The organism is Candidatus Eisenbacteria bacterium (assembly GCA_035712145.1).
Classification (GTDB): Bacteria; Eisenbacteria; RBG-16-71-46; order RBG-16-71-46; family RBG-16-71-46; genus DASTBI01.
The window spans coordinates 1-9,578 of the sequence record DASTBI010000223.1 but is presented as its reverse complement, the minus strand read 5'-3'; the positions used below and the strand labels follow the sequence as shown (position 1 = coordinate 9,578).

Here is a 9,578-nt window from a genome sequence, read left to right as displayed (position 1 = left end):
GAGTACATTCCCGCGCGCACATGGTCGACTGGCTCATGAACATGCACTGGATCCCGCTCATGATCCTGATCGTGGGCGCGTTCGCGGTGTTCGGTTTCCTCGGCTTCGGCCTCACCCGGCGCTACGTGATGCCGGGGCTCGGGGCCTCGAGGCACCAGGCCGAGGTCACGGCGACGATCGTCCACGGCATCCTGATCATCTATGGACTCGCCGTCGCGCTGCTGGCCATCGCGGTCTGGGAGAAGTATGCGGAGGCCACGCGGATCGTGGCCGAGGAAGCATCATCGATCGCGGCGCTCTATCGCGACCTCGCGGGCTACCCCGAACCATTGCGGACCCATCTTCGGAACGAGCTCAAGAGCTACACCGAATACACCATCCGAGACGCGTGGCCGATGCAGCGCCGCGGCCAGATTCCCGCGGCAGGCGTCGGCATGCTGGATCGATTCCAGGACGCGCTCTATGCCTATGAGCCCGCGACGTTGGGCAAGCTGGCCCATCACCAGGAAGCGTTGGGCGCCTACAACACGATGATCCAGATCCGGCGAGAGAGGCTCCACTTCGTCACGATCGGGTTGCCGGCGTCGATGTGGGCCGTGGTCCTGGTCGGTGCTCTGATCACGGTGGCCTCCGCCTTCTTCCTCGACGTCGGGGAAGGGGGAAAGCTGAACCGGCTGCTGATGGTGTTGCTTTCGGCGATCATGGGACTCCTGATCTTCATGATCGTCTACTACGACCAGCCCATGCGCGGCGACCAAAGCGTTTCACCCGAAGCCTACGAGGTGATCCACAAGCAGTTGATGGAGCACTGAGCTTCGGTCAGATCTTTTCGGTCTCGAAGCGCGCGTGCGTTGGGACTCGGTTATAGTGCCCATGTGCCTAACGCCGCCCCGACCGCTGGTCCGCAACTCCAGATCGCCATGTTCATCGATTTCGAGAACATCGCTCTCGGCTTGCGAGACGCCAGCGCTCCCTTCGAGATCGTGCGCGTCCTCGATCGTTTGCTCGAAAAGGGGAAGGTGATCGTGAAGGTCGCCTATGCGGACTGGCATCGTTTCCGCGAGCACACCCGGAGCCTCCACGAGAACGGCATCGAGCTGATCGAGATCCCGCGCCGGGAATCCACGGGCAAGAACTCCGCCGACATTCGACTCGTGGTCGACGCAATGGACCTCAGCTGGAGCAAGGCGCACATCGACACGTTCGCGATCGTTTCCGGCGACAGCGATTTCTCGCCGCTGGTGTCGAAGCTCAAGGAGAACGGCAAGCACGTGATCGGACTCGGGATGAAGAAGTCCACATCACCGCTGCTCGCCAGCGCCTGCGACGAGTTCATCTACTACGAAGACCTGGAGGCCGGCGCGGCTTCCTCGGACTCGGGCTCGAGGCCCGCGCACGGGAGAGAGCAGGCGTTCCGGCTGTTGGCGGATACGGTGCGTGCCCTGCAGCGCGAGAACTTCGATGTGATTCAGGCCTCACTCGTAAAGGACACCATGAAGCGGAAGCGCCCCGACTTCTCCGAGGCGGCCCTGGGTTACGGGAGCTTCAGTGAGCTCCTCGAAGATGCGCAGGAATCGAGAGTGGTCACGCTTCGCAAGGACGATCGGAGCGGCACGTACGTCGTGAACGCGGTCGCCGCCGGACGGCCCTCTCGCGGCCGCGTCTCGCGCGGCAAGGAGAGGGCGGTCCGTCCAGGGGTTCGCTGAAGCCGAGCCGTAGGTCTTGGTGAGGGGCATTCCCGTTGCTGGGGGATTGGACCGTCTCGCTTCCGAGAGTGGGTAAGAAATGCTAGAGTCGCGCCCCACTTCTGGAACGGGTCCGCTCGCCATTGCTTCGCCTCGGCGGCGCGCTCGCAAGGCCGAAGTCGCTCTGCGACACGGAGCTGGTGTAGCTCAGCTGGTAGAGCACGTCACTCGTAATGACGGGGTCACCGGTTCGATTCCGGTCACCAGCTCCATTTCGACCCTCGGCACGCACGGCTTCAGCCGCGTCGAGAAGCGCTGGCGTGACTTGGGCGCCTTCCACGATTGACGGTGAGCGCGGTCAGATGCCACGATGACCTTGAGCGACGCTACGACGTGTCGAAGGGGCGAAATGATCGGCGTCGCGGTTTCTAGATTCGACCGGGGTCAGGAGGTGTCATGAGGCCGATGTTTCCCCTCGTCCTGATTCTGGCGATGGGCGGTTGCGTTCAACCCAATGCTCCTCTTCTGGAGCTTCCGCAGAGGCAGGCGCGGCGGGCACAGGTGGCCGACGCTTCGAGTAGCGACCACCTTGTCCTCTCGGTGAAGGCAGATCCCCGCGTCATTCCAACCGGCGGCGTCATCACGGTGCAGTTCTCTCTCAGCAATCCAGGGAACGAACGAGTGCTCATCGGCGAAGGCGCGGGTTTCTATCTCCTTGGATTGGAGGACTTCGAGGGAGCCGCGGTGGCCGCATACCGGTTGGGATTTGCCTGGCCGCCTGGCTCCGGCTTGTACCTCGAGCCCAAGGAGAAACACGAGTTCGAGTTCGATATCCCAGGGTTTAGGTACGTTCCTGGCGGACCACTCGTGCCCTATGAACCAGGTCTCTATCGTCTGACGTTCTCAGTACGCGATCGCACTGAAGAGAGTCCCCCGTCCCTGCTGCGCCTCCTTCCTTTCTCGGACGGCGACTCACGGTCTTCGAAGGCGCGAGAGACGGTTCAAGGATCTCCGAGCGAGCGGACCTAAGATCAATTGCTCGCTTCTCATTGATCGCTGGCGAGACGAGCCCCGACTGCACGGAACTGGTCGAGCCTCGATTTCAGTTCGAGGCGAGCCTAGTGCCCCGCGTACAGGACGGATGCTGCAGTAGCGCCGTGCGGGAAACGTGCGGGAACGGACGCGGAAGGTCGCTGGGGACGCTTGCCGCTCCGTCCCCGGAGAGGTCGTCCAACGTTCGATTGGTCTAGGATTTCGTCTCGTCAGTGCCTGTACGTCCCGCAGGCGGGGGAGGGCCTTCGGGCGCTCGTAATGACGGGGTCACCGGTTCGATTCCGGTCACCAGCTCCATTCCAACCTTCGGCACCCACGGCTTCACAGCCGCGTCGAAGGAGATCTGATCGCTACGGCGGAAACCGGATGATGGGGTCCGGCCAAACGGGCGCTTCCTTGGCCGGAAACAGGAATCGCAGCATGTCGGGGAACCGGTGCTCCCACGCGTCCTGGGTGTGCGTGCCACCCCGCTCCGTATTTGACATGAAGTCGAGTCCTTCAATGAAGCCGCTCTGACTAAGCCGGGCGGTCATGTAGTCGATATCGTTGTCATCGGCGTAGCCCGTGTCCTGATAGAACTTGACGATCCGGCTCTGCCACCGGGTGGCCGGAACCACGTCGTAGATCGTCTTGCCGCCATCCCCCCACCACCAATAGCTCGGTGAGAACGCCGCGACCTTTCCGAACGTGCTGTCGTACTCGAACCCCGCGTAAGCGGCGATCAGGCCACTCAGCGAACCGCCCTCGATCGCGGTGTTCGCCTGGTCCGGCAGTGTGCGATAGCGTCTGTCGATCTCGGGCTTCAACGTGTCGCGCAGCGCCTGCAGGTAGAAGTCGCCGAACCCGCTGGGACGGTGATAGGGGCCTGGCCAAGGAGTGTAGTCGACGAATCGCTGGTCGAAATTCAAAGGGGACACGGCGACGACGATGATGGGCTCGATCTCGCCGCTGCGAATCAGATCCTCGCAGATGCGGTTGACGTGGATCCCGGAATTCCCTTCGAATGCCGTCTGCCCGTCGTTCATGTAGAGCACGGGATACCGACGCGTGCTCGTCGCGTACCCGGGTGGCAGGTAGACCCAGCACTGCCGTCCATTGCGGAACGCGGGAACCTGAAGGGTTTCGACGTGCCCCGGCAGGAGTCTCCAGGCGTTGTCATTGGGCCCCTCCGGCAGACTGCTGCACGAAACGAGCAGGGCCGCGGCGCCGACGCCGACGCCGAGTCGTCCCCTCACCTGCCGCACCATCGAGCCCAAGGGCATCGCACCTCTCATTGCACGTCTCGCCTTACGCTGCGATCCTGCGCGGGCGGAATCTTCAACCCGGAGGCCGACCGATGTCCAGAACGTGGATCCGAGGTCTGACGGTGGTGATTCTCGGCGTGCTGCCCTCTCCCACGCTGGCCGGGGCCTGGAGCTTGGGCACCCATCTCGGGCTGAGCTCACTTCGCGCCGAAGAAGGCGGAGGCTCCAGCACCATCGCGGCGGCGCCCGGCAACGCCTTCGCCTATCAGCCTTCCCTTCGGCTCGCGTTCGGCAGCGTCTTTCGAACCAACGAGGCCATCCTGGACCTCGGGGCCATATGGATCGACGAAGGCGGGAGCTCGATCGTTCTCACCGTCGGCACGCTCGGCTACCAGCACGTCTTCCTGGAGCATTCATTGATCGCGCCATTCGTCAACGCGGGCGTGGGATTGATCCGTCAGGGTGGCGACGCTCTGACGACGACCACCAAGTCCTACGGCGGGGGCATCGGGGTGAGACATGTGGTGGCCAAGGATCGTGGAACGGTGCGCATCGAGGTTCGCGGCGACTTCCTGGGCGAGAACCAGGACTTGGGGCAGCCCGATCTCATGCTCATCACCCTGCGAGCCGGCTTCGATCTCTGGCTGTGATCTCCAGCGGCTGGTTCGATTCCGGTCGCCAGCTCCACTTCATGGTCAGCCTTCGACGCGGATGTGGCCGAGGATCTGTCGGCACTCCTTGAGTTCTTCCGCCGCCTCCTTGATCGCGCGCTCGACATCCTTGCTCTTCCCGAGCGTGGCGGCCTCGCCGGCGACCCCGAGGGCCGTGGTCGCCTTGTCCAGCGCTCGCTCCATCTTCATCAGCTCGTCCCGGGTCATTCGTCCTCCCTTCGATGACGAGCCTAGCACCGGCTCGGCACTTGGTGCGGGTGCGCCCCTCGCGTAACCTCCGCGCCCCATGAACGCACCGCTCATGATCAGCGTCGCCGGGGTGCGCGGCATCGTCGGGGAGTCGCTGACGCCTCCGGTGCTGGCGCGCTTCGTGGCGGCCTTCGCCGCCGAGCTGCCCCCCGGGGAGATCGTCGTGGGGCGTGATGCCCGACGCTCGGGCCCGATGGTGTACCGCGCGGTCTCCGCGGGCTTGATGGCCGCCGGCCGCGATGTGGCGGACCTGGGGCTCGCCACCACGCCGGCCACCCAGCTCGCCGTCGAGAAACTCGAGGCGGCGGGCGGAATCATCCTCACCGCCAGCCACAACCCGGCGGAATGGAATGCGCTCAAATTCCTCTCGGGCCGCGGCGAGTTCATCGATGCCGAGACCGGAGCGAAGGTGAAGGCACGCTTCGAGGCCGATCGCGACCTGTGGAAGTCTTTCGAGCAAATAGGGAGCGAGCGCACGGAAACTCGCGCAGATGATTGGCACATCGAGCGCGTGCTCGGGCTCTCCGACATCGACGTCGAAGCCATCCGCAAACGCTCGCTCAGGGTCGTGGTCGACGGTTGCGCGAGTGTCGGGGGAGTGACGGCCCCGCGACTGCTGCGCGAGCTCAACGCGCACGTGATCGAGCTCGACTGTGTGCCGAACGGCGAGTTCACGCGCGAGCTCGAGCCGCTGCCGGAGCATCTCGGATCCCTGGGCCAGGCCGTGCGGGAAGCCAAGGCCGATTTCGGCGTCGCGCTCGACCCGGACGCCGACCGCGCGGCTTTCGTGGACGGCGCGGGCTTGCCGCTCGGTGAAGAGTTCACGGTCGCGCTGGCGACGGCCACCGTGCTCACGCGCCGCAAGGGCCCGGTGGTGACAAACCTATCCACCTCCCGTATGATGGACGCCGTTTGCGCGCACGCCGGTGTGCCCCTCCATCGATCACCGGTGGGCGAGGCGCACGTGGTCGCCGCCATGCGCGAGCTGCGAGCGGTGGTCGGCGGTGAAGGCAATGGTGGCGTCATCCTGCCGGCCGCACACTACGGACGTGACGGCCTCGTCGCGATCGCTCTGATCGCCCAGGCCATGAGAAATGGTGAGTCGTTGCGCGCGTTGGCCGATCGTCTTCCCCGTCTGGTGATGCGAAAGCAGAAGGCCGGGCGCTCTCCCGAGCCCTGGGAGCGCGCCGCGGATCGTCTGCGCGCCGCCTTTCCGGGTTTCGCGGCCGAGTCGACCGACGGCTTGCGCCTCTCTCAGGGCGAGGACTGGGTCCACGTGAGGCCGTCGGGCACCGAGCCAGTCGTGCGCGTGATCGCCGAATCGCCGAGCGAGGGTCGTACGGGTGAACTGGTCGCCATCGCGAGCCGCGCGCTGGCCGGAGCTTCGTAGGAGGGCCCATGTGCGGAATCGTGAGCTACGTCGGGCATCGCCAGTGCCTCCCCATTCTGATGGAGGGGCTCAAGCGTCTCGAATACCGTGGCTATGACTCCGCCGGTGTGGCGATCCAGGAGAACGGCAAGCTCGGAGTGTCGAAAGCCGCCGGCAAGATTCGCGTGCTGGAGTCGCGCCTCAACGGCCACATGGGGGGAACCACGGGCATCGCACATACCCGCTGGGCGACCCACGGCGAGCCCAACGACATCAACGCCCACCCGCACACGGACTGCAAAGGCCGTATCGCGCTGGTGCACAACGGCATCATCGAGAACTACCTCGTTCTGAAGAGCGCCCTCAAGGAAGCGGGACACAAGTTCACCACCGAAACCGATACGGAAGTCCTGGTCCACCTCGTCGAAGAGCACGTGAAGCGCGGCCTCAAGCTCGAGCAGGCGGTGGGCGCGGCGCTGCGGCTGGTCGAAGGGACGTACGGAATCGCGGTGGTGTCGGCCGACGAACCGGGCGTGGTGATCGGCGCCAGGCACGGCAGTCCGCTGGTGGTCGGCGTCGCGGACGGCGAATACTTCCTGGCCTCCGATGTGGCGCCGATCGTCGAGCACACGCGGCAGGTCATCTATCTCGACGATGGCGAGATGGTCACGCTCACGCCCGACGGTCTCCACACCTCGACCATTGCGCATGCGCCGGTCAACAAGCAGGTGCACGAAGTGGAGTGGGATCTCGCCCGCATCGAGAAGGGCGGATACGAGCACTTCATGCTCAAGGAGATCCACGAGCAGCCGGAGTCGGTGCGCAACGGGATACGCGGCCGTCTGCTCCTGGAATCGGGCACCGCGCGGCTGAGCGGCCTCAAGCTGACGCCGGAGGAAATGCGCGAGATCCGCCGCATCATCATCCTGGCTTGCGGCACCTCGTGGCACGCCGGGCTGATCGGCGAATACATGCTGGAAGAGCACGCGCGCATTCCGGTCGAGGTCGAATACGCTTCCGAGTTCCGCTACCGCAATCCCATCGTCAACCAGGGCACCGCGGTGCTGGTCATCTCGCAGTCGGGAGAGACCGCCGACACGCTGGCGGCGATGCGGGAGGCGCAGCGCAAGGGCGCGCGCGCGTTCGGGATCGTCAATGTGGTGGGCTCCACCATCGCGCGTGAATCGAACGCGGGGGTGTACATCCACGCGGGGCCGGAGATCGGCGTGGCCTCGACCAAGGCCTTCACGAGCCAGGTGACGGTGCTGGCTCTGGTCACGCTGGCGCTCGCTCGCCAGCGCCAGATGTCGCTGGAGGACGGGATCGAGGTGGCCCGCGCGCTGGAAGAGATCCCGGAGAAGATCCAGCGCATCCTCGACCACAGCGACCCTGTGAAGCGGATCGCCGAGGAGCATGCCAAGCACAACAACTTCCTCTACCTGGGACGCGGCTACAACTTCCCGGTGGCGCTGGAAGGCGCGCTCAAGCTCAAGGAGATCTCCTACATCCACGCCGAGGGCTATCCCGCGGCGGAGATGAAGCACGGCCCGATCGCCTTGATCGACGACCACATGCCCGTGGTCTTCATCTGCACCCGCGACGCCGCCTACGACAAGGTCATGAACAACATGATGGAGGTGCGCGCGCGCCGCGGCCGCATCATCGCGATCGCCACCGAAGGCGACCAGCACGTGCAGGAGCTGGCCGATCACGTGCTCTACGTGCCGCCCACGGTGTCGTGCCTGCAGCCGCTGCTCTCGGTCATCCCGCTCCAGCTGCTGGCCTACCACACGGCGGTATTGCGGGGCTGCGACGTCGATCAACCGCGCAACCTGGCCAAGAGCGTGACCGTCGAATGACGATGCGCGCGATCGAGGTCGAGGGGGCGCCGCGGGCGATCGGTCCCTACAGCCAGGGCCAGGTCATCGAGCTTCCGGGGGTCGGACGACTGGTATTCACCGCGGGGCAGGTCGGGATCGACCCGGCGCGCGGCGAGCTGGTCACCGGTGGCATCGCCGAACAGACCGAGCGCGTGTTCCAGAACCTCGAGGCGGTGCTCGAGGGCGCGGGATGCGGTTTTGCCGACGTGGTCAAGACCACGGTGTTCCTCACCGACATGCAGGACTTCCAGGCCATGAACGAAATCTACGCGCGCCGTTTCACCGGACCTCCTCCGGCGCGTACCACCATCGCCGCGGTGGGCCTGCCCAAAGGCGCTCGGGTCGAGATCGAAGCCGTCGCCTTCAAGCGCGCGTAGGCGGAAGGAGCGGCCCTGCCGAAGACATCTCCCCGCGACGAGCGGCGGCGCATCGAGGTGAAGCTCACCGCTCAGGTGGCCTGCGCCGGTTGAGCGTCAAAGCTGGGTCCGGGAGACCTGCGCACGGCGTTGCAAGGGCTGACTCCGGGGAAGCGTGACCGCCGCGTCCTGGTGGATCACACGACTCTGGACGACGCGGGCGTCTTTCTGCACGGCAAGGGTGAAGCGCTGGTGCAGACCGTCGACTTCTTCACCCCGGTGGTGGACGATCCGTTCGACTACGGGCAGATCGCCGCGGCCAATGCCCTCTCCGACGTCTACGCCATGGGGGCCACGCCGCTCACCGCGCTCGCCGTGCTGTGCTACCCGGATGCCACGCTGCCGCCCGAGGTGCTGCGGGAGATCCTGAGAGGCGGCGAAGCCAAGATGCGCGAAGCCGGCGTGAGCGTTCTGGGCGGACATTCGGTGCGCGATCCGGAGCTGAAGTTCGGGTACGCAGTCACCGGTGTCGTCAAGCGCCGTCAGCTGCTGTCCAACGCCGGAGCGCGCCCGGGCGATCGCGTGCTGCTCACCAAGCCGCTGGGCACCGGCATCCTGTCGACCGCGCTCAAGCACGGCAACCTGGATCCGCGGCTCGAGCGCCGGCTCACGAAGCAGATGGCGACGCTCAACCGGCGCGCGTCAGAGGCTGCAGTGGAATTCGGCGCGCGAGCGGCGACCGACGTCACGGGATTCGGCCTGCTGGGGCACGGATCGCAGGTGGCCGACGCGAGCGGCGTGACCATCCGCCTCACCCCGACGCCGCGCCTGTTCCTGCCCCGCGTGCTGGAGCTGGCAACCGCCGGTGAGATCGCCGGAGGACTGCAGAAGAACCGCCTCTTCTACGCCGACAAGGTGGACGAGGGGAACCTTCCGGAGGATGTGAAGCTCGCGCTCTACGATCCTCAAACCTCCGGCGGCCTGCTGATCTTCGTGCCACGGCGCCGCGCGACGGCGATGAAGGCGGGACTCGAGCGCCGGCGCGTGTGGGTGCTCGAAGTCGGTGAGGTG

Annotated in this window: 9 protein-coding genes and 1 tRNA gene; 8 read left to right on the top strand and 2 right to left on the bottom strand. The window is 65.6% G+C overall.

All coding sequences use genetic code 11. The features are described 5' to 3' along the window. The 3 genes from VFQ05_15980 to VFQ05_15970 all read left to right on the top strand — a co-directional run. On the top strand, positions 1–812 hold an 812-nt coding region (locus VFQ05_15980; protein ID HET9328266.1), incomplete at its 5' end, for a hypothetical protein. A 108-nt stretch (positions 813–920) separates the two neighbouring features. Continuing rightward, on the top strand, positions 921–1,706 hold the full coding sequence (locus VFQ05_15975; GenBank protein HET9328265.1) for an NYN domain-containing protein: 786 nt from the start codon (positions 921–923) through the stop codon (positions 1,704–1,706). A gap of 175 nt (positions 1,707–1,881) precedes the next feature. Continuing rightward, positions 1,882–1,957, top strand: a tRNA-Thr gene (locus VFQ05_15970). A gap of 1,131 nt (positions 1,958–3,088) precedes the next feature. On the opposite strand, the gene VFQ05_15965 is transcribed toward VFQ05_15970, so the two are convergent. Then, the gene (locus VFQ05_15965; GenBank protein HET9328264.1) at positions 3,089–4,000 is read right to left on the bottom strand and encodes an alpha/beta hydrolase-fold protein; all 912 of its coding nucleotides are present in this window, start codon (positions 3,998–4,000) and stop codon (positions 3,089–3,091) included. A gap of 74 nt (positions 4,001–4,074) precedes the next feature. On the opposite strand from VFQ05_15965, the gene VFQ05_15960 reads away from it, so the two are divergent. Beyond that, positions 4,075–4,632, top strand: a complete 558-nt coding sequence (locus tag VFQ05_15960) for a hypothetical protein (protein HET9328263.1) — start codon at positions 4,075–4,077, stop codon at positions 4,630–4,632. A 45-nt stretch (positions 4,633–4,677) separates the two neighbouring features. On the opposite strand, the gene VFQ05_15955 is transcribed toward VFQ05_15960, so the two are convergent. After that, complete coding sequence (locus tag VFQ05_15955; GenBank protein ID HET9328262.1) at positions 4,678–4,860, bottom strand: hypothetical protein; 183 nt, start codon at positions 4,858–4,860, stop codon at positions 4,678–4,680. A 79-nt stretch (positions 4,861–4,939) separates the two neighbouring features. Here VFQ05_15955 and glmM point away from each other — a divergent pair, with 79 nt between their 5' ends. The 4 genes from glmM to selD form a co-directional block, all read left to right on the top strand. Next, the gene (gene glmM / locus VFQ05_15950; GenBank protein ID HET9328261.1) at positions 4,940–6,292 is read left to right on the top strand and encodes a phosphoglucosamine mutase; all 1,353 of its coding nucleotides are present in this window, start codon (positions 4,940–4,942) and stop codon (positions 6,290–6,292) included. Positions 6,293–6,300: 8 nt separating this feature from the next. After that, complete coding sequence (glmS, locus tag VFQ05_15945) at positions 6,301–8,130, top strand: glutamine--fructose-6-phosphate transaminase (isomerizing) (GenBank protein HET9328260.1); 1,830 nt, start codon at positions 6,301–6,303, stop codon at positions 8,128–8,130. A gap of 2 nt (positions 8,131–8,132) precedes the next feature. Then, complete coding sequence (locus VFQ05_15940; protein HET9328259.1) at positions 8,133–8,528, top strand: RidA family protein; 396 nt, start codon at positions 8,133–8,135, stop codon at positions 8,526–8,528. A gap of 51 nt (positions 8,529–8,579) precedes the next feature. After that, a partial coding sequence (gene selD, locus VFQ05_15935) for a selenide, water dikinase SelD (GenBank protein HET9328258.1) occupies positions 8,580–9,578 on the top strand: 999 nt, incomplete at its 3' end.

What these genes read in the sequence shown, in the direction of transcription:
- VFQ05_15975 (HET9328265.1), top strand. Translation starts at nt 921, where the DNA reads ATGTTCATCGATTTCGAGAACATCGCTCTCGGCTTGCGAGACGCCAGC.
- VFQ05_15965 (HET9328264.1), bottom strand. Translation starts at nt 4,000, where the DNA reads ATGCCCTTGGGCTCGATGGTGCGGCAGGTGAGGGGACGACTCGGCGTC.
- VFQ05_15960 (HET9328263.1), top strand. Translation starts at nt 4,075, where the DNA reads ATGTCCAGAACGTGGATCCGAGGTCTGACGGTGGTGATTCTCGGCGTG.
- VFQ05_15955 (HET9328262.1), bottom strand. Translation starts at nt 4,860, where the DNA reads ATGACCCGGGACGAGCTGATGAAGATGGAGCGAGCGCTGGACAAGGCG.
- glmM (HET9328261.1), top strand. Translation starts at nt 4,940, where the DNA reads ATGAACGCACCGCTCATGATCAGCGTCGCCGGGGTGCGCGGCATCGTC.
- glmS (HET9328260.1), top strand. Translation starts at nt 6,301, where the DNA reads ATGTGCGGAATCGTGAGCTACGTCGGGCATCGCCAGTGCCTCCCCATT.
- VFQ05_15940 (HET9328259.1), top strand. Translation starts at nt 8,133, where the DNA reads ATGCGCGCGATCGAGGTCGAGGGGGCGCCGCGGGCGATCGGTCCCTAC.